Below are 22,850 nucleotides of genomic sequence, written 5' to 3' on the forward strand. Positions count from 1 at the left end.
CCTTCACCTCCTGGGCACGTTCTGCGAGCCGCGCACGTTCGTCGGGTTGCCCTTCGGCAGGGCACAGCGCGCCGCGGTGTTCAGCGGACGCGGCGAAGTGTCGAGTCCGTCGCGATAGCCGGTCCCGTAACCGGTGACGCACGGCGGCGGGTCGAAGAACGTCAGTGAGAGGCCGACGTGCGCGCCGTCCGGCCCCATGATCGCGTGTCCGGCGGCGACCGCTTTCGGCGCGGTGACCAGCAGTTGCTCGATGCCGTCCTGACGCGTTTCCAGGACGTCCGCGGTGGTCAGCAGGTTCGCCAGCAGGATGCCGAGGCTGGGACCTGTTTCCCGCAGCAGCGTGCTGACCTCGTTCGCGGCGGCCGGGACGGCCGGGATCAGGCGGCGCAGATCGCCGTCGGAGCTCTTTAACGTCGCGGCGAGCAGTTTCGCGTTCGCACCGAACGAGCGGATCGCGTCCGCCTGCGAGACCTGGGTGTCGAGCACGGTCTGCGCGTCGGTCACGAACCTGGTCAGCGGGCCGACGTGCGCGCTCGCCGCCTGCACGAACTCGATCCCCCTGCCGACGAGCTGGTCCAGCGCCGGGCCGGCGTCGGAAGTCGCGTTGTACAGCTCGTCGACCACGGTCCGCAGCGCGGGCTTCGGCACCGAGTTCGCGAAAGAGTCCACACTGGACAGGACGACGTCCACCGGCAGCGGGACCTTCGTATCCGCCTCGGCGATCACCGAACCGTCTCGCAGCATGGCTCCGTTGTCGCGGCGCGGCCGCAGGTCGACGTACTGCTCGCCGACGGCGGATCGGTTGGCGACGACGGCTTCGGTGTCCGCGGGCACCTCAGGGCCGCCCGGCTCGATTTCGAGGTCCACCTCCATCCCGGAGGCGGTCAGCCGCAGGTCTCCGACCCGGCCGATCGGCACGCCCCGGTAGGTGACCTCGGCGTTGCTGAAGATGCCGCCGCCCGTCGCGAGCCGCACTTTGACGGTGTACCCGCGATCGAGAACCAGTTTGTCCAGCCCCGCGTACGTCGCGCCGACATACGCGACGCCGAGGACCGCGATGGTCACGAAGACCACCAGCTGCACGCGGACGAACTTGGTCAACATCAGCGGCCACCATTGTTCTTGAAGGTCAGGAACGTGTTCAGGTAGTCACCGCGGATGGCTTCGAGCGCGGCGTCGGGGAACGGGAAGGTGAAGATCATCTCCATCGCCTTCGGCAGTTTGTCCCCGGACTCGGCCAGTTTCCGCAGCAACGGTTCGAGCGCCTTGAGGTCGGCGACGAGGTCGTCCTTGCTGCGATTCACTGTCTCGACCGCGACCGAAGTGAGCCCGTCCAACGACTTCAGCATCCCGACCAGCGCCTGACGCTGCTGATTCAGGACCTCGATCCCGGGGGTGAGCCCGTTCAGCGTCGCCTTGATCTCTTCGGTGTTCGCGTTCAGCGTCGCCGCGAGCTTGTTGACGCTCTCGATGGCGCGGGTGATCTCCGCCTTGTGTTCGTCGAGCCCGCGGACGAACACGTCCAAATTGGACAGCAGGCTGCGTGCCGCGCTCTCCTTGCCGCCGAGCGCGGCGTTGAGTTCACGGGTGATGTTCTGCACCTGCGCGACCCCACCGCCGTTGAGCAGCAGGGAAAGCGCACCGAAGACCTCCTCGATCTCCGGGGTCAGCGAAGAACTGGCCAGCGGGATCACCGCGCCGTCGGCCAGCCGTCCGCTCGGCGTGCCCTCGGGCGGCGGCGCGAGCTCGACGAACTTCTCGCCGAGGATGCTCGCCTGCCGCAGCCGCGCGACGGCGTTGGCCGGCAGGTTCACGTCCCCGTTGATCAGCAGGCCGACCACCGCGCTGCGGCCGTCCGGCGCCAGATCGACGGTCCACACCTGGCCGACCGGGACGTCGTTGACCTTCACCCCGGACTGGGGCACGAGGTCCAGCACGTTGGTGAAACTCGCCGTGACGTGGATCGGGTGCTGCCCCAGCGCGGCCCCGCCCGGAAGCGGGATGTCGTAGACGTCGACACCGTCGCTGCAGCCGGTGGCGGCCAGTACGAGGACGAGCACGGCAGCGATCCGGATCTTCATTTCGCCCCCGAGAATTCGGTGATGTTCCCTCGCCCGTCCAGCGTTCCCGCGCCCTGGTTGTACGCGCCGAGCACGTTCGCCAGCGCGTTCGGCGCGGCGTCGAGCGCCTCGCTCAGCGACGCCTTCTGCTGGGTGAGGAGTTTGGTGATCTCGGCGAGTTTGTCCACATCGGACTTGACCTTGCCCCGGTTGTCCTTGATGAAGCCCTGCACCACGCTGAGCGCCTCGGTGAGTTCGGTCATCGCGCCGGAGAACTGGTCCCGCTGATCGGCCAGGATCTTGCTGAGCGAGGAGATCTGCTGGATCGCCTGTTTCACCTTGCCGTCGTTCGCGGCGAGCATCGCGGTGAACTTGCTGATGTTGTCGACCGAAGTGAACAGGTCGTTCTTGGAGTCGCTCGCCGTCCTGGCGAACTCGCCGAGGTTCTTGATCGCCTCGCCGAGCTTGCCGCCGTTGCCGTCGAGGTAGGTCGCGGCCTTGGTGAGGACGTCGCTGACGGCGCCGTCCCGGTTGGCGCCCTTCGGTCCCAGCGCGGTCATCAGCTGGTTGAGACTGCCCAGGAGCTCGTCGACCTCGACCGGGGTCACGGTGCGCTCGGGCGGGATCCGCGCGTCGCCGCCCAGCTCCGGTCCGCCGAGGTACACCGGGGTGAGCTGCACGTACCGGTCGGCGACCAGGCTCGGCGTGATCACGACGGCACCGACGTCCGCGGGCAGCTTGACTCCCGCCCGCACCGTCATGGTCACTTCGACGTTCGTGCCGCGCGGTTCGACCTTGGTGACCGAACCGATCGGGACGCCGAGCACCCGCACCTCGGTGTTCGGGTACACGCCGACGGTCGCGGTGAAGAATCCGGTCACGACGCGGTCGGCCTGCCGGGTGAGCAGCGGCCAGGCCGCCGTCACCAGCAGGCCCGCGACGACGGCGACCGCGAGCCGCCGCAGCCAGGCCCGCCGCCGGGCGTGGGCGCCGAGATCCGTCAGCGTGAAGTGGCGTCCCATCAGCGTCCTCCCTGCCTCGAAGGCATGCAGCTGCCCGGCGTGCCACCGGTCGGGACGAGCCCGCAGATGTAGGTGTCGATCCACCGGCCGTTGCCGACCGCGTTGCCGAGCAGCCGGTAGAAGGGACCGGCCAGCCGCAGGCTCTCGTTGAGCTTGTCCTGGTTGCGCAGCAGCACGGTGGCGACGCGATCGAGCTGGTCGAGCGCGGGCCCGAGGGTCTTCTGGTTGTCCGCCACCAGCCCCTTGAGCTGGATCGACAGGTTCTTCACCCCGCTGAACAGTTTCGCGATCGCGTCCTTGCGCGCGTTCAGCTCCGTGAGCAGCGTGTTGCCGTCGCGGATCAGCGCCTCGATCTGCTGCGAGCGGTCACCGAGGGTCTTGGACACCTTGTTCGTGTTCGCGAACAGTTTCACCAGTTCCTGGTCCCGGGAAGCGAGCGTCTTGGACAGCGCGGTGATGCCGTCGAAAGCGGTCCGGACGTCCTGCGGGGTGGAAGCGCCGAGGGTTTCCGACAGGGTGCCGAACGCCTTCGCCAGCTGATCGGTGTCGATCGCGCCCACCGTGTTCGCGAGGTCGTTGAAGACCGTGGTGACGTCGTAGGGCGAGCTGGTGCGCTGCACCGGGATCGGCTCGTCCGGGCCCAGTTCCGCGTTGCCGACCGGATCGAGGACGAGATTCTTCTGCCCCAGCAGGGTTTTGATCTTGATCGCCGCGGTGGTGCGGTTGCCGACCCAGGTGTCCTTGACCCGGAACAGGACCTTGACCTTGGCGCCGTCCAGCAGGACGTCGGAGACCTCGCCGACCTTCACCCCGGCGACCCGGACCTCGTCGTTGCGTTTGAGCCCGGCCGCTTCGGTGAATTCCGCCGCGTACGTGGTCCCGCCGCCGATCAGCGGGAGATCGTCGGAGAAGAACACCGCCGAACCCGTGACGGTCATCAGCAGGGCCGTGATGGCGCCGACGACGATGGGGTTGCGGCTGCGGAACGGTTTGATCCTCGGGGCTTTCATCGGCACCGTCCCTGGGTCGGCGGGATACCGACCGGCGGGCCGCCGGGCGCGGGCGGCGCGTCCGACTTCACCGAACACAGGTAGAAGTTGAACCAGGAACCGTACGAGACCATCGCGCCCATCCGGTCCAGCTTCTTGGGCAGGTTCGCCAAGAACTGCTCGAACACGGGGGTGTTGTCCGCGAGATTCTTCGACAGGTCGCCGAGAGTGTTGATGCTGTCCTTCAACGGCTTGCGGCCGTCCTGGAGCAGATCCGCGGTGGCCGTGGTGAGCTCACCGAGCCCGCCGATGGCCTGTCCGATCGGTTTCGCGTCGCCGGCGAGCCCGGAGACCAGCTGCGCCGTGACGTCGACGAGCTTGTCGAACTGGTCGCCTTGCGAATTGAGCGTGTCGAGCACCGTGTTGAGGTTCCCGATCACCTGGCCGATCACCTGGTCCTTGCCCGCCAAGGTGTTCGTGAGCGACGCGGTGTGCTCGATGAGGCTGTCGATGGTGCTCCCCTCGCCCTGCAGCACCTGGACGATCTCGAACGACAACTGGTTGACGTCGCTCGGCGAAAGCGCCTGGAACAGCGGTTTGAACCCGTTGAACAACGCGGTGAGATCGAGCGCGGGATGGGTCCGCTCCGGCGGGATCAGCGCGCCTTCGTCCAGCGCGGCCGGACCGTCCGGGCCCGGGTCGATCGAGAGATACCGCTGGCCGACGAGGTTGCGGTACCGGATGGTGACCGTGGCCCCGGCCGTGAGACGGCGCTTGTTCTCGACCGAGAACCGCACGTCCGCCAGCCGCCGCTCGACCACGCCGACCGAATCGACCTGGCCGATGCGGACACCCGACATCCGGACCTCGTCACCGGGGTTGACCGACGTCGCGTCGGTGAACCGCGCGGTGTAGCCGACCGTCGTGCCGACCCCCGAGTTGGCGATGGTGATGGCCAGGATCCCCGTCGCCACCGCGGTGATCACGAAGAAGATCAGGCCCTTGATCGCCGGGCCCGCGAGACTCCTCATCGGACGGTCACCTCCGTACCGCGCAACGCCGGGCCCACGAGCACACTGCTCCAGTCCGGGACCTCGGCCGGCTTCATCCCGAGCGACGGCGCCAGGATCTCGGCGACCAGCCCCCGCTCCCCCTTCGAATTGGCCGGACCGAGGTCCCCATCGGCGGCGAACGCGACCGCCGCCGAAGACCCGCCGCCGCCATAACAGCGCGGCCCGCCCTTCTGGTCGAACCGTGGATCGTCCCGGCCCGGCACGTACTTGTCGCGCGGGTCGTGGACGGAAAGCGTCACGTGCAGTCCCGGTTCACCGGTGCCCTTGCCCAAGGCCTTCTCCATCACCGGCTTGAGCCGGTTGACCGCGTCGAACAGGCAGGGGAACTCGGGTGAGTACCGGGACAGCAGTTCCAGGGTCGGCCTGCTCTTCACACTGACACCGATGATGTTGTCCTTGTTCTGCACGAGGAACTTGTTCATGTCGCCGCTCGCGGTGGTGACGCTCGTGTACAGCTTGTCGAGGTCCGCGCGAGTGTCCACAATGGTCTTCGCGGTCGTCGAGAGATCCGAGAGGGCCTTGAGGATGTCCGGCGCCGCGCCGGTGTACAGATCCGCCACGTCGGCGAGGCCACTGATGTCGGCCTTGAACTGAGGCATGAGCGGGTTCACCTGGTTGAGAAGGTCGTTGAGCTGGACGATGCTGTCCCCCAAGGACTTCCCGCGGTTGTCGAGTGCGAGCGAGATCGCGCCCAGCGAACTGTTCAGCTTCTGCGGCTGCACCGCCCGCAGCAGGGGCAGCAGATCGCCGAGCACGCGTTCCAGTTCGATCGCGTTGGCCGACCGGTCCTGCCCGATGACGTCGCCGTCCCGCAGCGATCCGCCGGCGGGCCGCTCCGGGAGCACGAGGTTGACGTAGCGCTCGCCGAACACCGTCTTCGGCAGCAGCCGGGCGGAGACGTTGCGCGGCAGCTGATCGATCTTCGCCGGGTCGATCGCCAGATCGATCTCCGCGCCTTCCGCGGTACCCCGGACCGCTCTGACTTCGCCGAACGGGACACCCCGGACCTTGACCTCGGCGGGCGGGGCCAGCTGGTTGCCGACGCGATCGGCCTTGAGCGTGACCATTTCCGCCCGATCGAAGTCCTTGTTGAAGATCGCGACGGCGAGCCAACCGAGTAGCACCAGGATGACGAGGAAGATCACCCCCGCCGCCTGCGTCCGTGCCCGCGCGCTCATCCGGAGACCTTCACCGTCGTCGTCGCGCCCCAGATCGCCAGGCTGAGAAAGAGATCGAGCACGCTGATCAGCACGATCGACGTCCGCACCGCGCGGCCGACCGCGACCCCGACACCGGCCGGGCCGCCGGCGGCGCGATACCCGTAGAAGCAATGCGTGAGGATGACTCCGACGCTGAACACGAGCACCTTGCCGAACGACCACAACACGTCTTCGGGAGGCAAGAACAGGGAGAAGTAGTGGTCGTAGGTTCCGCCGGACTGTCCGAAGAAGACCACCGTCGTCACCCGCGAGCCCAGATACGAGATCAGCAGGCCGATCACGTAGAGCGGGATGATCGCGATGAACCCGGCCACGATCCGGGTGGTGACCAGATAGGGCATGCTGCGCACGGCCATCACTTCGAGCGCGTCGATCTCTTCGGAGATCCGCATGGCGCCCAGTTGCGCGGTGAATCCGGCGCCGACGGTGGCGGACAACGCGAGCCCGGCCGAGAGCGGCGCGATCTCGCGGGTGTTGAAGTACGCGGTGAGGAAGCCGGTCATCGCGGAGATGTTGATCTGGTTCAGCGCGCTGAAACCCTGCAACCCCACCGTGATCCCGGTGAACACGCACAGACCGACCATCACCCCGACGGTGCCGCCGATGACCGCGAGCGCTCCGCTGCCGAAGGTCACTTCGGCGAGGAGGCGCACCACTTCGCGGAAATAGCGGGTGACGGCCATCGGGATCGCCGCGAGCGCGCGGATGTAGAACAGCAACTGGTCGCCCAGCTCGAAAAGACTGTTGCCGGGGCGTTTGAACGCCTCGCGGGCCCGTTCGGGGACGCTGGTCACGGGATCAGGTTCCCTTCGCGGGGACGAGCTGCAGGTACAGCGCGGTCAGGATCGTGTTGACGAAGAACAGGAGCAGGAACGTGATCACCACCGACTGGTTGACGACGTCGCCGACCCCCTTGGGGCCGCCTCTGGGATTCAGTCCCCGGTAGGCCGCGACGACACCGGCGAGGAAACCGAAGATGAACGCCTTGATCGAGCTGACGACGAGGTCGGGCAGCTGGGCCAGCGCGTTGAAGCTCGCGAGGTACGCACCCGGGGTGCCGCCTTGCACGATGACATTGAAGAAATAGCCGCCGAGCACGCCGACGACGCTGACCAAACCGTTCAGCAGCACCGAAACACCGATGGCCGCCTGCACGCGGGGCACGATCAGCCGGTGGATCGGCGAGACGCCGAGCACCTCCATCGCGTCGATCTCCTCGCGGATGGAGCGGGCGCCGAGGTCCGCGCAGATCGCCGACCCGCCCGCGCCCGCGATGATCAGCGTGGTCACGATCGGGCTGGCCTGCTGCACCACCGCGAGAACGCTCGCGGCGCCGTTGAACTGCTGCGCGCCGATCTGGCTCGTGAGCGACCCCAGTTGCAGCGAGATGACCGCACCGAACGGAATCGACACGAGGATCGCGGGGGTGATCGACACACTCGCGATGAACCAGAACTGCTGGATGAACTCGCGAACCTGCACGGGGCGGCGGAACATCGCGAGGACGACGTCGATCCCCATGGCGCACATACGGCCGAATTCGCGCAACCCCGCGGCGGCCTTCTCCGGCGCGCGGGCGAGCAGGGCGACTGGATTGGCCATCGTCAGGCTCCGCATCCGTCGACGGAAGCCGAGGAAAGCGCCTCCGGTCCCGGCATCGCCGGGCGCGGGAAGGCGCGCGGAACGCGCCCGGTCAGCACTGACATTCGGGCTTCCTCACTTCTACTTCTCCGGCCGAACGGCCAACTCTGGCTGCACGCTACTGGCGGAAGATCGGCGAGACAAGTAATTCGACAATGGCGTGGCAGTGAGGGGCCAAGGTTGTTATGGCGGTAACTGTTTTGCGTTGTGTCTCGTGAGTGTCAATGACGGTTCTAACCGTCCTTTTCCGCTCTTGAGACCGCAGGTGATCACTTTTGTCACCCCCGCCAGCCGCCGTGGTCGTGGAATTGTCACGCACGTCCTGAGTCCTCTTGCTTTCATTGCGGCCGCACCGAAAACCCCGCTACGTTCGGCGAATGGAGCAGGCTGCCATCGAGGTGACCGGCCTCGCCAAGCACTACGGTGAAGTGACGGCCCTCGCCGGCGTCAGTCTCCGGGTCGGCCGCGGCACCGTGCTCGCGGTGCTCGGCCACAACGGCGCGGGCAAGACGACGTTGATCGACATCCTCAGCACCCGCGTCAAGCCGACCGGCGGAAGCGCGAAGGTGTGCGGTTTCGACGTCGTGCGCGCCGGGCATCACGTCCGGCGGCGGATCGGTGTCACCGGCCAGTTCGCGGCGGTCGACGACGCGCTCTCCGGCCGCGGCAACCTCGAACTCGTCGCCAGGCTGCTGGGCGCGAACCGGCGGCAGGCCAGGGCCCGCGCGGCCGAACTGCTCGCCATGTTCGGCCTCGACGACGCGGCGGACCGTCCCGCGCGGACGTATTCCGGCGGGATGCGGCGGCGGCTCGATCTGGCCGCCGGACTGGTCGGCTCCCCCGACGTCCTCTTCCTCGACGAACCGACCACCGGGCTCGATCCGCTCAGCCGGGCCGGGCTCTGGGACGGCGTCGAACGGCTCGCCGCGCGCGGCACCACCGTCGTGCTCACCACGCAGTACCTCGAGGAGGCGGACAGACTGGCGGATCACGTCATCGTGCTGGGGCTGGGGCACGTCACGGTGTCCGGGCGGCCGTCGGAACTGAAGGCGCGGCTCGGGGAAAGGACCGCGACGCTGACCTTCGGCACCGACCTGGCCGCCCGCCGGGCGCTGGCCGCGCTGCACCGGCTCGGCATGGGCTGCACGACGTCGGCCTCTGGGCTGGTGGTCGGTGTCGCGCTGTCCGGGCCCGCCGACATCACCGTGCTGGTCCGCGCGCTCGACGCGGCGGGCGCGCCCATGAAGGACCTCACCGTCGCCGAGCCGACCCTCGACGACGTCTACCTTTCGCTGCACCGGAATCCGGCGGCCGCGCCATGACCGAGGCCCGGCACCGCGCACCGTCGCAGCCGGTGCTGACCGATCCGGCGACCTGGCCGCCGAGCACGTTCACCACCCAGGTCCGGGTGCTCGCGGTCCGCTCGCTGAAGACGGCGTTCGGCGACCGCAGGCTGGTGTTCTTCGGGCTGCTGCAACCGATCGTGCTGCTCCTGCTGTTCAGCCAGGTCTTCACCGGGGTCAGCACGCTGCCCGGGGTCGCGGCGTACGAGGGATACGTAAACTTCCTCGTCCCGGCGACGCTGGTGAACATCGCGATGACCACGGCGATGAGTTCGGGCGCCGGCCTGCTCGCGGAGATCTACAGCGGTTTCACCGGACGTCTCCGGTGCATGCCCATCAGCCTTTCCGCCGTCCTGGTGGCGCGCACCATTTCGGATTCCGCCCGGCTCGGCGTGCAACTGCTGGTGACCACGCTCGCCAGCGTGGTGCTGCTGGGTTTCCGGCCGACCGGCGGCGTTTTCGGGATCACCGCGGCGCTGCTGCTCACGCTCGTCGTCGGCTGGTGCCTGAGCTGGATCTTCGTCGCCATCACCACCTGGCTGCGCAAGGCCGAAACCCTGCAGATGGCGTCGTTCGTGGTGATGTTCCCGCTGATGTTCTCGTCCAGCGCGTACATGCCGCTGGAGACGATGCCGTCCTGGCTGCGGGTGGTCTCGGCGCTCAACCCGCTCACCTACGCGATCGACGCGACGCGGGCACTCGCGCTGGGACGGCCGTCGGGCTGGTCGATCCCGGTGTCGCTGGCGATCGCCGCCGTCGCCGCGGCCGCCGGTGGATGGATCGCGGCCCGCACCTTCCGGACCCCGCGCGACGTCACCCCGATGGCCTGAGCCCGCAACTCGCGTGATCGAAGACGGAACTCGCGTGATTGGAGGCGGAACTCGGTGTTCCGGCTTCAATCACGCGAGTTCCGGCTCCAGACACGCATGATCCGGGTAGGCGTCAGTGCGGCAGGGACTCGAGGTGGTCCGCGGCGGCCACGACTCCCCCGGCCGCCGCGAACGAGGCCCGCACCCGCGCGGCCGCCGCGGCGTAGGCGGGATCGGTCAGCACTTCGGTGACCGTGCGGCGGATGTCGGGCGCCTTCGCGCGGTCGAAGCGCAGACGCAGCCCGGCACCGGCCGCTTCGACCTGCTGAGCCAGCATCGACTGGTCGTCCCGGATCGGCGCGATGACCAGCGGCAGGCCGGAGGCCAGGGTCTCGCTGACGGTGTTGTGCCCGCCGTGACAGATCACCGCCGCGGCTTTCCGCACCACTTCCGCCTGCGGGATCCGCTTGACGACCAGCACCTCGTCGCTGAGCAGTTCGCCGGTCGGGTCGACGACGAGGCCCTGGACTTCCGGCATCCCGGCGAGGGCCTCGACGCATTCGGACAGGAATCGGCGGCCCAGGGCGGCGTTGGCGGTGCCGAGGGTGGCGATGACGAGCGGACGGCCGTCGAGCCGGTCCCACGAGAAACCCACCGGCGGCGCGGGAGCCAGCGCGGGACCGACGAAGCGGACCGCGCCGACGTCGGCGATCGGGCCCGTCAGGGACACGGTGGTGAACGCGAGGATGAGGTCCGGCGAGAACCGCAGGTCCCCGCACGACACCTTGTGCCGGGCGCGCAGGCCCTCCTGCAATCCGTCGACCCAGGCGGCGATCTTCGGCATCGCGCCCAGCGGATCGCCGAGTTCGGTGGACGTCGACGCCGACGTCACCCACGGCAGGCAGCGGCGGCTCGCCACGAGGGCGCCCGCGAAGGCCTGCTGGTCGGCGAGCACGACATCGGGCCGGAAGGCCTCCACCGCCTTCTCGACACCCGGGACCATCGCGTCCGCCAGCGGAACCAGGTACTGCTCCCACAGATACTTCAGCGCCGCGAACCCGCGCAGGCCCTCGGGACGTCGCTCGACGGCGAACTCCAGCGCGTCCCCCGCCGCGTACACCCGGCCCGCCCTGGTCAGTTCGGACGTCGTGGGTTCCGGACCGCACCAGGCGACGTCGTGACCGCGGCCCACCAGCTCGGCGGCCACCGCGCGCAACGGCGCCACATGTCCGGTGAGCGGCGGGACGACCAGCAGGAACCGGCTCATCCGCGTGGCCTCCCGTGCCGGTCGATCCAGTTCAGCAGCAGCTCCCGGACCTCGCGGTGCTGCTCGACGAGCACCGAATGCCCTTGGCCCTCGAACACGTGCAGCTCGCCGCGGGGCAGCAACGAGGTGAGCGCGGTGAGATCGTCGGCCTGGTAGCCGTGACTGCCCAAAATGGACAGTACGGGGCAGCCGATCCCCGCGACCTGGTCCAGCGTCAGCAAGGGACCGAGCGGGACCTCCTCGGCCATCGACGTCGACATGATCCGCTCGGCGGCCATTCTCGCCAGTCGCCGGTGATGCGCGCTGTAATTGGCCTCGATCCAGTCGAAGCTCTCCTCGACCTTCAAGAACCGCACGGTGTGTTCGAGGATCTGTGACATCTTGTCCGCCCACAGTTCGGTGGCCGGCTCCGACTCGATGCACACGATGCTGCGCACCCGCTCCGGTTTCGCGACGGCGTAGCTGTAGGCGAGGGTGCCGCCGAAACTGTTGCCGACCAGGTGCACGGGCCGATCGAGGTCGAGCTGGTCGAGCAGGTCGTCGAGATCGGCGACGAAATCCGCGATCGTGTACCCGCGTTCGGGGCGTTCGGTCTTGCCGTGTCCGCGAAGGTCGTAGCTGATCACGTCCACCCCGGCGGCGGCGACCGGCGGGGCCAGCGTGAGGTAGAAGCTCGCGAGGCTGTCGGTGCCCATCCCGTGCAGGAACACCACGGTCTCCGTGCCCCCGCCGGGGACGAGCTGCACGTTGGTGCGCAGCCCGTTGACGGTCATGGTCGGCACCGGCTCAGCCCCGTTCGGCGAGGCGGGCGGCCACGTAGTCGGCGATGTCGCCGACCCGCAGCTCGATCACGTCGTCGAGATCCTTCTCCGCCAAGAACTCCGCGAGGTTGACGTCCGCGCCGAAGAACTCGGCGAGGATGCTCGCGAAGGTCACCAGATCGATGCTCTCCAGCTGGAGATCCTCGTGGAAGGTGGTCTGCGGGGTGATCTCGATGCCGAGGACGTCGGTGTCCCCGACCAGTTCCTTCAGCAACTCGGCCACGGTGCCGAAGACCGACGCCGGACTCTGCTGTTCGATGGTCATTGCTCTACTCCTGATTCTTACCCGCGGTTCCAGGCCACCACGTGCCCGGGGATTCCGGCGAATTCCGCCCCGATACCGATCTCCTCGGCCAGCCCCGCCAGCTCGCCTTCGGCCCGGACCGCGATCCGGGGAGGCGTCGCGGACTCTTCCCGCACCAGCGCGACCGCGACCTCGCCCGCCGACGCGACGGCCACCGCCAGCGGCGGCACGACCAGGCCGTGCTGCCCGGTCACCTTGGTCCCGTCGGTGCTCACGCGGAGTTCCGCCGGGTACACGCCGTCCAGGCCGAGCTTCGCCCGGACCGCGTCCTTGATCGCGATCCGTTCCAGCAGCCAGCCGCGCTGCCGTCGCGGCGCGCAGGCGGCGAACTCGGCGCGTTCCTCGGTCCCGAGGTAGACGCCGGCGTAGATGTCCCGTGCGGCCGGGCTCGGCCACCGGTCCGTGACCACCGTCCAGCCGCCGTGGTGATCCTCGGAAAGCCGATTTCGGTCCGGGAAGGCGTAGACGCGGTGGGCGGGCCGGTCGCACGGGAACCGGATGTCCCGCCACTGTTCGATCCTGGCCAGCACGGCGCCGTCCAGCACCAGTTCCGCGTCCATCTCCAGCACGTCCGGCCGCGGCAGCCGGACCCTGACGACACAGCGCAGCTTGGTGCCCGGCGCCGGTTCCTGCGCGAACCAGGTGACCCGGCCCATCGACGTCGGGAACGCCAGCAGCGCGTCCGCCTTGGTCGCCATCAGCCAGCAGCCCAGCAGCTGGCCGACGTTGTCCAGCAGCGCGCCGGGCGCCGGCGGTACGACGAGGTCGCCGCGGATGTGCCGCTCGCCGAGCCCGATCAGTTTGTCGAGCCCCTGGTACGCGGGGCCGTGGAACATCTCGCGGCGGGTGTAGATCTCGGCGGCGCTCAGCGGAGGCGCCGTTTCCGGCCCCGGTGGCGGAGACAGCCGCGGGGCCGTGGGATGCCTCTGCGCCAGGTGGACGTCCATACTGGCGTGCGGTCCGATTTGGACACTGATCCGATCGCCCTCGCGGGTCATCGAAAGCGGTACGCGCACCGCCGGGGCGGCGATCAGCCAGCGGGAGAACGCCGCGTTGCTCACCCCGGTCGCGACCGTGCCCGGCCAGGCCCGTTCCGCTTCCCGGCAGGCCAGGTCCACCAGTGTCGTCGCGGGCACGGTGGGACGGAAGTCCGCCTCCTCCGGCCAGTCCTCGCGCTGACGGAAGAACCGGTGATCGACCAGATACGGCATCGTCGCGAGCGAGACGTCCACAGTGGACTCGACCGTCCGTCGTGCCGCCGCGTTGGCGACACTCGCCGCGGCTTCCCGGGTCTCGGCGAGCAGCGCGGTGAACTCCGCGACGATCGCGTCCGGGATCCCGTCGGCCAGTTCGGGCAGGTCACCGGCGCCTGCGAACATGCCCTTGACGTCGCCCTCGACCGAGAGCAGCGTGCCCGCCGTGTCGATCCGGGTCCGGCGCGGCTCCAGCGCGTCGAACGCGGGCCGCCCGCCCTCCACCCAGACCGCGGTCGCGACCCGGCGCAACTGGGCGAGGCCCGCCCTCGTACCGGAGGACGCCGGGATGACCAGATGCGGCCGCGAGCCCAGCGTGTCCGACACGAACGAACCCAGCTGACCGGCACCCGCCTGCACGAAGACCCGGGCGCCGTCGGCGTAGAGCGCGTCGACGAGCTCCCGGAACCGGACCTTGCGCACCAGGTGGGCCAGGTAAAGCTCCCGGACCTCGACCGGATCCGCGGGATACGGCCGGGCCGTGGTCGCCGACCACACCGGGACGCGCGGCGGCTTCAGGTCCAGTTCCGCGGCGAGCCGGGTGAACGGGCCGAGCCGCGACCGCATCAACGGGGTGTGGAAACCGGACCGGAACGGCAGCGTCCTGGCGACGACACCGTGCTGGGCGCACAGTTTGGCGAGCCGCGCCGCGGCGGCCGGGTCACCGCAGACGATCGTCTGCCGCGGCGCGTTCTCGTGGGAGATCATCAGCTCCGGCTCGGCGGTGAGCAGCGCCTCGGCCTGCTCCGCCGAACAGCCGAGCACGAGGAACTCGGCGTCCGGCAGGGTGAATCCCTGCGGCCAGTACCGGTTCAACATGTCCTCTGTGGACTGTCCGGGGTACATCCCCGCCGCCTGCATCGCGGTCCATTCGCCGACGCTGTGCCCGGCGAGCAGATCCGGTTTGATCGCGAGCCGCCGCAGCGCGGTGTCGAGCAGCAACCCGACCTGGGACACACTGGAGGCGCGGGCGAGCACGCTCGCCGTCGACCATTCGGGCCGCTCCAGGCCGAAATGCCGGGCGACGTCGGCGCAGCGCGGTTCCGCGTCCGCTTCCAGCCCCGGGTAGACGAACGCGGTCTTCGCCCCGGCCTGCTCCAGCAAGGGCGCCGTGGTGCACCAGATGTCGTTGGGCCCGTGCCAGGAACCGCCCTCCGCCGCGATCTTCGCCAGCACCCTCCGCGCGACTTCGAGCCGTTTCCCGGTCGGCCCGACGATCCCCATCCGGCACGGGCCGTGCCCGCCGGATTCCGGTTCCGGGCGATCGAGCAGGATGCGCAATCCGTCGAGCGTGGGCGCCGCGAGCAGGAGGACCCGCTCGGGTTCCCCGGTCACCTTGGCCCGCCTCGGCCGCGAAGGCGCCGGGTCGGCCTCTTCCAGCACCACGTGCGCGTTGACCCCGCCGAAACCGAAGGCGTTGACCGCCGCCCGGCGCGGCACGTCACCCGACCGCCACCGCTCGGCGTCGGACAAGGTGCGGAAACGGGTCTTGTCCAGCAGCGGACTCGGGTCGGCGCAGTTCAGCGTCGGTGGCAGGACCGCGTGATGCAGTGCGAGCGCCACCTTGACCAGACCGGCGGCGCCGGCGGTCGGCATGGTGTGCCCGATCATCGCCTTCACCGCGCCGATCGCCGCACGAGGACCGTCCGGCGGGCCGAACACCTCGGCGAGGGTGGCCAGTTCGGCGGCGTCCCCGGTCGGGGTCGCGGTCCCGTGCGCCTCCAGCAGACCGAGCGCGCCGGGAGCGGTGGGGTCGAGGCCCGCCGAGGCCCACGCGCGCCGCAGGGCCAGCGTCTGACCGGCGACGGCCGGGCTGAGCAGGCTCGCGCCCTTCCCGTCGCTCGACGTCCCCGAGCCGCGCAGCACCGCGTAGACCCGGTCGCCGTCGCGACGCGCGTCGTAGAACCGTTTCAGCACGACCATCGCGGTGCCCTCGCCGATCAGGAGACCGTCAGCATCGCGCGAGAACGGGCTGATCCGCTGGCTCGGCGAGAGGGCACCGAGCTGCGTGAACATCGACCAGAGCGTGTCGTCGTGGCAGTGGTGCACGCCTCCGGCCAGCACGACGTCACAGCGGCGGCGGGCGAGTTCGCCGATCGCCTGGTCCACGGCGAGCAGCGAAGACGCGCAGGCGGCGTCCACCGTGTACGCGGGCCCGCCGAAGTCGAGCCGGTTGGCGACCCGCGACGCGGCGAGATTCGGCACCAGCCCGATCGCGGTGTCCGGCCGGAACTCGCCGAGCGGTTCCAGCAACGCGTCCCGGAGCCTGTCCAGCATCTCCGGACGCGCCGACGGCAGGAGATCCCGGACGGCGCCGGTGATCTGGCGGACCGACCGGACCCGCTGGTCGAACCGCTGGAGCCCCGGCGAGAGATAGCCGCCCCTGCCCAGGATGACGCCCACGCGTTCGAGGTCGCCCAGCCGCCGGAGACCGCCGGCGTCGTCGACCGCGGCGGCCGCCACGGCCAGCGCGACCAGCTGGTCCGGCTCCATCCCGGCGACCGTGCTCGGCGCGATACCGAGCGCCGTCGCGTCGAAGTCCAGGCTGTCGGCGACGAATCCGCCGCGCCTGCCGTAGGTGCGGTCCGGCGTGCGGCCGTCGCCGTCGTGGAAGCTCGGATCCCAGCGGTGCGGCGGGATCTCGGTGATCGCGTCGGTACCCGAAACGATGTTCTGCCAATATTCGTCCACAGTGGACGAGCCGGGAAGGAAGACACCCATCCCGACGATCGCGACCGGCTCCTGGTTCACCACAGCGACGCCGTGTACAGCACCGAGCGGACGTCAGCCGGGCCGTAGGCCAGCTCGCGCAGGAGCGCGGCGGTGCCTTCGTCCGGATCGATCAGCGCCACTTCGCGGCGTTCGTATTCACGCGCGAGTTCCGGTGACACCATGCCCGTGTGATCGTCCGAGGGCGCCCACGGTCCCCAATGGACGGTCAGCGCCCGGCAGCCGGTGCGTTCCGCCCATTGCCCACCGAGGGTTTCGAGCGCGTCGTTCGCCGCCGCGTAGTCGGTCTGGCCCCGGTTTCCCAGCACCGCCGCGATGCTGCCGAAGAAGGTCACGAAACCGGGTCGCACGCCGAAATGCTCCAGCGCGTCGAGCAGCGCCCGCGCACCGTCCACTTTGGTCCCGTAGACCATGCGGAACGACTGTTCGTCCTTATCGGCCATCAGTTTGTCGTCGATCACCCCCGCCGCGTGGACGACGCCGTCGATGCGGCCGTAGCGGGTGTGCAGATCCTTGACCACCTGCCGGACGGCGGCGGCGTCGCGCACGTCGAGCGACCGGTACGCCGCCGTACCGCCCGCCGCGGCGATCTGGTCGAGCGTCCGCGCGATCTCACGCTGGGCCAGCACGGTACGCACCCGGCGTTCGATATCCGCCAGCGAACCGCCCCGCGCGGCCAGCTCCGAACGCATGGCCGGCGCGTCACCGGGCAGGTCCTCGTCGCCCGGTTCGGCGGGCCACGGGGTGCGGCCCGCCAGCTCGATCCGGCATCCGCTCGCCGCCAGCGCGACCGCCGCCCGCGCGGTGATCCCGCGGGCGCCGCCGATCAGCAGCAGCACGGAATCCGCGTCGAGGCCGAGCGCCTTGACCTCTCCGCCGCCGGGCCCCGCGCCCGCATACGCGACGGAACCGAGTGAACCCGCGGACGGCTCGAACGCCGCGCGTCCCGCCGTGTCGTAGCGTACGGCGGACGGCCCGTCGGCGATCGCCTCCTCCAGCACGATCCTCCCGAGGTCCACAGTGGACTGCAGCTCGACCAGCCTGGTCGGCTCACTCCGTTCCCGCGCGGCGGCGCGGACCAGACCGCGCAGCCCGGCGGTGTGCCCGGCACCCGTCTCCGCCACCACGACCACCGCGCCCTTGGCGCTCTTGACGAGGCCGAACACCTGCGCCGCGACGGGTTCTTCGGCGTCCGACAAGGGATTCAGCACGACGAGGACATCGGCCTCCTGGTCGGCGGGCAGGGCACCCGCCTCGGCGAACACCGCGCGGACCGACTCGGCCAGTTCCTCCTGGCCGGGCTCGAAACTCACCGAAACCGTTTTGCCCGCCACCTTGGCGAGGTCGGGCGTGCCGAGCGGCGCGGACACGCGATCGAGCAGGTACCGGCCTGGCGCGGTTCCCGTGGGGGCCTCATCGGGAGTCGCCACCACGGTGACCGGAACGGCCGGTTCGAGCCACTTCCGCAGCCGCGCGGCCAGCGCGCTCGCCGTCCGGTCGCGGCTGAGCTGATCCTGGGCGTCGTCGTGTACCCGGCCGGAGAGGCCGAGTTTCGCGAGCAGCGAGCCCGCGATCTCGGTGCGTTTGATCGAGTCGATGGAGAGATCCGCTTCCAGATCCAGATCGGCGTCGATCATCTCGGCCGGATAGCCGGTGCGTTCGCTGATCGCGCCGATCACGGTGGCGAGGACGTCCGTGACAGGGGCCTCCGCGACCGGTTCCGGCTCGGGCACGACGACCGGGGCTTCGACCGGCGGCAGCAACGCGGGCACGACCGGCGCCTGTACCGGAGCGGGGGCGAGCGGCGCGGTGCCGAGGTATCCCAGCATCACGTCCCGTTGCGCCGCCAGCAGTTCGCGGCTGGTGCGGAGGAATTCGACGACGGCCTGGTCACGACCGGGCGCGGGCTGGTTCATGGTGGACCTCGGGATTCGTCGGGCGGGCACGAGCCCGTGGGCGGGGACCTCGCCGCCGGGCGCGCGGACGGTCTGGCCGTCCACGGTCCAGACGGGTTTCGGAAGCGGACCGACGCGGACACGGCCGCTGAAGAGCCGTTCGGTACGCACATCGACGCCAGTGACCGCCAAGCGCGCGAGCGCGGTGAGGAACCCGCGCAACCCCGGGCCGCCGGGGTCGCAGGCGATCACGGTATGCGGCCGGTCGCCGAGGATCTCCTTGGCCAGCCGGGAAAGCACCTGCCCGGGGCCCACCTCGACGAACGTGCGCGCGCCCGCCGCGTACATGTCCTCGATCAGCTCCACGAAGCGCACCGGCGAGCCGATCTGCGCGGCGAGTTCGGTGCGCACGGCCCCGGCTTCGTACGGCCGCGCGGTGCGGTTCGACCACACCGGCGCCCCCGGCTCACCGATCTCGGCGTTGTCGAGGTCGACGGCGAACACGTCGCTCGCCCCGGCCACCAGCGGACTGTGGAAGGCGCACGCGACCGGGATCCGTTTGGCGCCGATCCCCTGTGCCCGCAGTTCGCGGACCGCCTCCTCGATGGCGGCCGTCGGTCCGGAAAGGACGGTCTGGCCGGGTGCGTTGTGGTTGGCCAGTACGACATCCGGGTGGTCGAGGGCGGCGGCCAGTTCCTCACGGGACGCCTTGACCGCGGCCATCGCGCCTGGGTCGGCGCCCGCCACTTCGGCGATGGAGCGGGCCCTGGCCCGGCTGAGCGCCACCAACGTCGCGGTGTCGAACGCGCCTGCCACCGACAGCGCGGTCAGTTCGCCATAGCTGTGCCCCGCCAGCAGATCCGGCCGGACGCCGAGGTCGGCGAGCAACCGGCAGACCGCCGATTCGACGAGTCCGAGCGCGGGTTGCGCGACCCGCGTGTCCTTGAGCGCCTCGTCCTGCGCGGTGCGGGCTTCCTCGGTGAAGGCGCGCGGCGGGAACGTGGTCGCGGCGACGTCGGGAGCGAGCCCCAGGACGTCCGCCAGTTCGGGGAAGTGCACGAACAGTTCCGCCAGCATCCCCGTCCGCTGGCTGCCTTGACCGGGGAACAAGAACGCGACCGCACCGGCTTCGGTGTCGTCCGCGACGATCCCACCGTTCGCGGCGGCCTCACGCAGCTCCGCGAGATCGCTCGCGACGATCGCGAGCCGCACGGGGTCGGATCCGCCTCGTTCGGCGGCGAGGGCGGCGATCTCCCGCAGCGGACGACCTTCGTTGGCCGCCAGCAGATCCCGCAGCGCGGCACGAGCGGCCTCCACGTCGGCGCCGCGAAGCAGGACCAGCTCGGCGTCCCAGTCACGCGGGCCGTGCCGCCGGGCCGGCGGGATCCCCGGGGCGGCGAGCACCGCGTGGAAGTTGGTCCCACCGAACCCGAACGCGCTCACTCCGGCGAACTCGCGGCCGCGCGGCACCGGCGTCGGCCGGGCTCCGGTGGAGAAGGTGAAGGGACTGCTCTCGGCGTCCCAGGCGGGATTCGGCCTGCTCAGATGCAGCGTGGGCGGCACGACCTCGTGCCACAGCGCCAGCGCCGCCTTCATCAGGCCCGCCAGCCCCGCGGCGCATTTCGTGTGCCCGATCTGGCTCTTCACCGAACCCAGCGCGCAGGTTCCCGGCCCGGCACCCGCGGCGAGGAAGAACTCGGTGAGCGTGGTCAGTTCCGTGGCGTCGCCGACGACCGTGCCGGTGCCGTGCGCCTCCACCAGCGAGACGTCCGCCGGGGACACCCCGGCGTCGCGATAGGCCCGCGCCAGGGCCCGCCGCTGCCCCTCGGGACGCGGCGCGGTGAGGCCGAGCGCCTTGCCGTCGCTGGCGGCGCCGACACCCTTGACCACGGCATACACCCGGTCGCCGTCGCGTTCGGCGTCGGACCGCCGCTTGAGCACGAGGCACGCGACGCCCTCGCCGAGCGCGATCCCGTCCGCCGACGCGTCGAACGGACGGCATCGCCCGGTCGGCGACAGCGCACCGGCCGAGGTGAACATGAGGTAGTCGTTGACCCCGTTGTGCAGGTCGACGGCGCCGCACAGAACCATCGAGCTCGTGCCCGCCCGGAGTTCCTTCACCGCGAGGTCGAGCGCGGCCAGCGACGAGCCGCACGCGGCGTCCACGGTGTAGTTGGTACCGCCGAGGTCGAGCCGGTTGGCGATCCGGCCGGAGATGACGTTGGCGAGCGTGCCGGGGAACGAGTCCTCGGTCAGTTCCGGCAACTGCGTGAGGAGCTCCTCCGGGACGTCTTCGAGGTAGCTGGGAAGCAGCGCGCGCAGGACACCGGCGTTGGCCAGGTCTCCCCCGGCCTCGGCGCCGAAGATGACGCTGGTGCGCTCGCGGTCGAAGCCACCTTCGCCGTAGCCCGCGTCTTCGAGAGCCCGCCGCGCCGTCTGCAGGGAGACCAGCTGGGCCGGGTCGATACTGCCCATCGACTTGGGCGGGATGCCGTACGCGAGCGGGTCGAAGTCCACCGGCGGCAGGAAGCCGCCCCATTTCGACGTCGACTGGTCGGCGTAGACCTCCTTGTCCCAGCGCTGATCCGGCACCTCGGCGACGGCGTCCGCGCCGTGCAGGACGTTGGACCAGAAGGCCGGGAGATCGGGTGCCCCGGGGAACACGCACGCCATCCCGACGATCGCGATGTCACTGTCCACAACGGACTCTTCGGCGGGGGTGCGGGCGGCGAGCAGTTCCGCCGCGCCTTCGGTGACTTCCCGGTGCAGGGCGGCGATGTCGGTGCGATCCTCGCGCAGGACGGTCACCTGTCCCGCCATGTACATCCCCTCGGCGAGCTGGCCGAGCGTGTCGACCTCGACGAGCGCGTCGCCTTCCCGCCGGATGCCCTTGCTGGCGATCCGCAGCCGCCCGGTGTTCAGTTCCTCCAGCCGTTGCCACGCCTCCTGTGGCGGGACGCCGTCCTCGCGGAGCCCTGCCTTCAGCGCGGCGAACTCGTCGGTGTACGGGCTGGGCAGGCAGCGGGTGAGGTGGCCGGGCGCGGTTTCGAGGGTGACCGTGGACCCGGCGTCGAGCACCCGGTCCTGGAAGGTCTCGGTGATGGCGCCGTGGGTCACGGCTTCTTCGGTGAACAGGTACGCGGTGCCCATCAGGACGCCGACGCCGCCGCTCAGGGGCTCCGCCATCGCCGAGACCATGGCGGCGGAGCGGGCGTCATGGATCCCGCCCGCGAACAGGACCTCGACGTCGTCGGCGCCGTGTTCGCGCAAGACGTCCAGCTGCTGCTCCCACAGCACGAAACTCGACCGCGGGCCGATATGCCCACCGCATTCGGCGCCCTCGAAGACGAACCGGCGGATCCCGGCGTCGAGGAACTGACGCAGCAGGATCGGCGACGGCACGTGGAGGAACGTCGCGATGCCCTCGGCCTCCAGCGCCTTGGCCTGCGCGGGTTTCCCGCCCGCGATCAGCACGCAGCTCGGGCGCGCGGCCCGGATCGCCGCGAGCTGCTCGGCGCGCAGGGCCTCCGGGACGAACCCGAGGATGCCCGCTCCCCACGGCCGTTCACCGAGCGCTTCGGCGGTGCGGGCGAGCAGTTCGGCGGTTTTGGCGCCGTTCGCGGTGGCCACCGCGACGAACGGGAAGCCGTCGTGCGCGGCGACCGCGGCGGCGAAACCGGGCTGGTCGCTCACCCGCGTCATCGGCCCCTGCACGACCGGCAGCCGGGTCCCCAACGTGCGGCGCAGGCGTGCGCCCTGGTCCGAGGAAATCGCCGACGGCGCCGCGAGCGAGCGCACAACCGCACGGACAGCGCTTTCCGCGTCCTCGAAGCGTTTCGCGAACAACGCGCTGAGCCCGTCGTCCGCCCTGGCGAGCTCGTTCCGGGCCGCCTCGGGCACGTCGGCGTCGGGGAACAGGCCGAGCCCGTCGAGCACCACGCCCGCCGCGCCGCCCGCGATCGCGGCCACCGCCGTGCGCGGCCCGATGCCCCCGTACGCCCACACGGGGACGTCCTCGCCGAACCGCTCCAGCAACCGCTGCAGCAGGACGAACGTGGTGAGATCGGAGCCGCCGGCTTCGGCTCCCTTCGCCACTAGACCGGAGGCACCGGCGTCGAGCATGCGGACGGCCTGGTCGACACCGGTCACCTCGGCCAGCACGGGGAGGCCGGCCCTGCCCCGCCAGACCGCCCCCTCGGCCAGCAGCACGAGCCCCGCGCCGCTTTCCCGCACTTCTTCGTCCCGAACGGTGCGACCGGCCGGGATCCGGACACCGAACGGGAAGCGTCCGTCTACTGTGGACCCGATCTCGACGATCCCGAGGCCGCCGCCCCTGGCGACGGCGGCCGCCAGCCCCGGATCGGGCCGTCCGAGCGGGTTGACGCCGAGTACCCGCGTGCGCGCCGTCGCATGACTCACCGGC

Annotated in this window: 15 protein-coding genes; 2 read left to right on the top strand and 13 right to left on the bottom strand. The window is 70.3% G+C overall.

Features of this window, described 5'->3' with window-relative positions:
* Positions 1–3: 3 nt before the first annotated feature.
* From AB8M46_RS23470 to AB8M46_RS23505, 8 genes are read right to left on the bottom strand one after another with little or no spacing between them, the layout of a single operon-like run.
* Positions 4–1,104, bottom strand: a complete 1,101-nt coding sequence (locus tag AB8M46_RS23470) for an MCE family protein (RefSeq protein ID WP_394361584.1) — start codon at positions 1,102–1,104, stop codon at positions 4–6.
* Positions 1,104–2,081, bottom strand: a complete 978-nt coding sequence (locus tag AB8M46_RS23475; RefSeq protein ID WP_394361585.1) for an MCE family protein — start codon at positions 2,079–2,081, stop codon at positions 1,104–1,106. Before AB8M46_RS23475 ends, AB8M46_RS23470 begins: the two co-directional genes overlap by 1 nt.
* Positions 2,078–3,082, bottom strand: coding sequence for an MCE family protein (locus tag AB8M46_RS23480; protein ID WP_125736076.1), 1,005 nt, complete (start codon positions 3,080–3,082; stop codon positions 2,078–2,080). Before AB8M46_RS23480 ends, AB8M46_RS23475 begins: the two co-directional genes overlap by 4 nt.
* Positions 3,082–4,092, bottom strand: coding sequence for an MCE family protein (locus AB8M46_RS23485; protein ID WP_394361586.1), 1,011 nt, complete (start codon positions 4,090–4,092; stop codon positions 3,082–3,084). The genes AB8M46_RS23480 and AB8M46_RS23485 overlap by 1 nt, the downstream gene beginning before the upstream one ends.
* Positions 4,089–5,102 carry an MCE family protein gene (locus tag AB8M46_RS23490; protein WP_394361587.1) on the bottom strand — a complete coding sequence of 338 codons (1,014 nt, stop codon included), beginning with the start codon at positions 5,100–5,102 and terminating at the stop codon, positions 4,089–4,091. Before AB8M46_RS23490 ends, AB8M46_RS23485 begins: the two co-directional genes overlap by 4 nt.
* Positions 5,099–6,322 carry an MCE family protein gene (locus AB8M46_RS23495; protein ID WP_378427443.1) on the bottom strand — a complete coding sequence of 408 codons (1,224 nt, stop codon included), beginning with the start codon at positions 6,320–6,322 and terminating at the stop codon, positions 5,099–5,101. Before AB8M46_RS23495 ends, AB8M46_RS23490 begins: the two co-directional genes overlap by 4 nt.
* A complete protein-coding gene (locus tag AB8M46_RS23500) occupies positions 6,319–7,158 on the bottom strand; it encodes an ABC transporter permease (protein WP_007033208.1) in 840 nt (279 codons plus the stop codon). Before AB8M46_RS23500 ends, AB8M46_RS23495 begins: the two co-directional genes overlap by 4 nt.
* A 4-nt stretch (positions 7,159–7,162) precedes the next feature.
* Entirely contained in the window at positions 7,163–7,966 is an 804-nt protein-coding gene (locus AB8M46_RS23505; RefSeq protein WP_037340326.1) for an ABC transporter permease, read from the bottom strand.
* 416 nt (positions 7,967–8,382) lie between these two features.
* Between AB8M46_RS23505 and AB8M46_RS23510 the strand changes: the two genes are divergently transcribed.
* Positions 8,383–9,327 (top strand): ATP-binding cassette domain-containing protein, encoded by a 945-nt coding sequence (locus AB8M46_RS23510; protein ID WP_125736079.1) that lies wholly within the window; start codon positions 8,383–8,385, stop codon positions 9,325–9,327.
* On the top strand, positions 9,324–10,178 hold the full coding sequence (locus AB8M46_RS23515) for an ABC transporter permease (protein WP_378427445.1): 855 nt from the start codon (positions 9,324–9,326) through the stop codon (positions 10,176–10,178). Before AB8M46_RS23510 ends, AB8M46_RS23515 begins: the two co-directional genes overlap by 4 nt.
* Positions 10,179–10,290: 112 nt before the next feature.
* On the opposite strand, the gene AB8M46_RS23520 is transcribed toward AB8M46_RS23515, so the two are convergent.
* The 5 genes from AB8M46_RS23520 to AB8M46_RS23540 are packed head-to-tail and all read right to left on the bottom strand — an operon-like array spanning position 10,291 to position 22,846.
* Positions 10,291–11,424, bottom strand: a complete 1,134-nt coding sequence (locus AB8M46_RS23520) for a glycosyltransferase (RefSeq protein WP_394361588.1) — start codon at positions 11,422–11,424, stop codon at positions 10,291–10,293.
* The gene (locus AB8M46_RS23525) at positions 11,421–12,206 is read right to left on the bottom strand and encodes an alpha/beta fold hydrolase (RefSeq protein WP_038511978.1); all 786 of its coding nucleotides are present in this window, start codon (positions 12,204–12,206) and stop codon (positions 11,421–11,423) included. Before AB8M46_RS23525 ends, AB8M46_RS23520 begins: the two co-directional genes overlap by 4 nt.
* Positions 12,207–12,210: 4 nt before the next feature.
* On the bottom strand, positions 12,211–12,510 hold the full coding sequence (locus AB8M46_RS23530) for a phosphopantetheine-binding protein (RefSeq protein WP_016335182.1): 300 nt from the start codon (positions 12,508–12,510) through the stop codon (positions 12,211–12,213).
* Between the two features lie 17 nt (positions 12,511–12,527).
* The gene (locus AB8M46_RS23535) at positions 12,528–16,556 is read right to left on the bottom strand and encodes a beta-ketoacyl synthase N-terminal-like domain-containing protein (RefSeq protein ID WP_394361589.1); all 4,029 of its coding nucleotides are present in this window, start codon (positions 16,554–16,556) and stop codon (positions 12,528–12,530) included.
* Complete coding sequence (locus AB8M46_RS23540; protein ID WP_394361590.1) at positions 16,550–22,846, bottom strand: SDR family NAD(P)-dependent oxidoreductase; 6,297 nt, start codon at positions 22,844–22,846, stop codon at positions 16,550–16,552. The genes AB8M46_RS23535 and AB8M46_RS23540 overlap by 7 nt, the downstream gene beginning before the upstream one ends.
* Between the last annotated feature and the right edge of the window lie 4 nt (positions 22,847–22,850).

The sequence above is a fragment of the Amycolatopsis sp. SB7-3 genome (assembly GCF_041021335.1).
GTDB lineage: Bacteria > Actinomycetota > Actinomycetes > Mycobacteriales > Pseudonocardiaceae > Amycolatopsis > Amycolatopsis japonica.

What these genes read in the sequence shown, in the direction of transcription:
- AB8M46_RS23505 (WP_037340326.1), bottom strand. Translation starts at nt 7,966, where the DNA reads ATGGCCAATCCAGTCGCCCTGCTCGCCCGCGCGCCGGAGAAGGCCGCC.
- AB8M46_RS23480 (WP_125736076.1), bottom strand. Translation starts at nt 3,082, where the DNA reads ATGGGACGCCACTTCACGCTGACGGATCTCGGCGCCCACGCCCGGCGG.
- AB8M46_RS23470 (WP_394361584.1), bottom strand. Translation starts at nt 1,104, where the DNA reads ATGTTGACCAAGTTCGTCCGCGTGCAGCTGGTGGTCTTCGTGACCATC.
- AB8M46_RS23485 (WP_394361586.1), bottom strand. Translation starts at nt 4,092, where the DNA reads ATGAAAGCCCCGAGGATCAAACCGTTCCGCAGCCGCAACCCCATCGTC.
- AB8M46_RS23530 (WP_016335182.1), bottom strand. Translation starts at nt 12,510, where the DNA reads ATGACCATCGAACAGCAGAGTCCGGCGTCGGTCTTCGGCACCGTGGCC.
- AB8M46_RS23490 (WP_394361587.1), bottom strand. Translation starts at nt 5,102, where the DNA reads ATGAGGAGTCTCGCGGGCCCGGCGATCAAGGGCCTGATCTTCTTCGTG.
- AB8M46_RS23475 (WP_394361585.1), bottom strand. Translation starts at nt 2,081, where the DNA reads ATGAAGATCCGGATCGCTGCCGTGCTCGTCCTCGTACTGGCCGCCACC.
- AB8M46_RS23510 (WP_125736079.1), top strand. Translation starts at nt 8,383, where the DNA reads ATGGAGCAGGCTGCCATCGAGGTGACCGGCCTCGCCAAGCACTACGGT.
- AB8M46_RS23515 (WP_378427445.1), top strand. Translation starts at nt 9,324, where the DNA reads ATGACCGAGGCCCGGCACCGCGCACCGTCGCAGCCGGTGCTGACCGAT.
- AB8M46_RS23495 (WP_378427443.1), bottom strand. Translation starts at nt 6,322, where the DNA reads ATGAGCGCGCGGGCACGGACGCAGGCGGCGGGGGTGATCTTCCTCGTC.
- AB8M46_RS23520 (WP_394361588.1), bottom strand. Translation starts at nt 11,424, where the DNA reads ATGAGCCGGTTCCTGCTGGTCGTCCCGCCGCTCACCGGACATGTGGCG.